Source organism: Actinotalea ferrariae CF5-4, assembly GCF_000603945.1.
GTDB classification, from domain to species: domain Bacteria; phylum Actinomycetota; class Actinomycetes; order Actinomycetales; family Cellulomonadaceae; genus Actinotalea; species Actinotalea ferrariae.
Genome location: NZ_AXCW01000525.1, coordinates 1 through 854, shown reverse-complemented (window position 1 = coordinate 854; position 854 = coordinate 1). Strand labels below are relative to the sequence as shown.

Below are 854 nucleotides of genomic sequence, written 5' to 3'. Positions count from 1 at the left end.
CTCGGCGCTCGGACGGGCGCGCGCGGAGGGCGCGGTGCCGCCGTCGTCCCGCGCCGTGCCGACCGTCACCCACCTGTTCAACGGCATGCGGCCGCTGCACCACCGCGACCCCGGGCCGGTCGCGGCCTGCCTCGCGGCCGCCGCGCGCGGCGAGGCCGTCGTCGAGCTCGTCGCCGACGGCGTCCACCTCGACCCGGAGACCGCACGGTCCGTCCTGGAGACGGTCGGCGCGTCCAACGTGGCACTGGTCACCGACGCGATGGCCGCGGCGGGGATGCCGGACGGCGCCTTCGTGCTGGGCGGCCGGGCGGTCGAGGTCGTCGACGGCGTCGCACGGCTCGCCGGCGGCGGCGCCCTCGCCGGGGGCACGGCGCACCTGCTCGACGTGGTCCGGACGACGGTCGCCTCGGGCGTGCCCCTCGTGGACGCCGTCCGGGCCGCCTCGCTCACGCCCGCGGAGGTCCTGGGTCGCGACGACGTCGGGGCGCTGGAGGCCGGCCGCCGCGCGGACGTCGTCGTCGTGGACGCAGGCCTGCGGCCGCGCGCCGTCCTGCGTGCCGGGCGGTGGTGGAGCCCGGCGGCGTCCGCCCTCGTCCCGCTGCCCCTCACGGTCACGCCGGGCGAGGGTGATCCGTGGGTGCCCCCCGCGACCGTGCGGCTCACCGTCCCCGCCGGCGTCGACCTCGGTGCCGCGCCCGCGCGCCTCGCCCGCGCGCTCGGCGCCGGGACGACGGTCGAGGTCCACGCCGGGACCTCGACGCCTGAGGGAGCGACCCCCGCCGCCGGCGAGGTCCGGCTCGAGCTCGTCACCGAGGCGGCGCTGGGTCTGCCGGAGGACGTGGCGGACCGGCTCG

General features: G+C 80.2%; 1 protein-coding gene. It reads left to right on the top strand.

Annotation, left to right across the window (positions count from 1 at the left end):
* On the top strand, positions 1 to 854 hold an 854-nt coding region (locus N866_RS21190), incomplete at both ends, for an amidohydrolase family protein (RefSeq protein WP_155855522.1).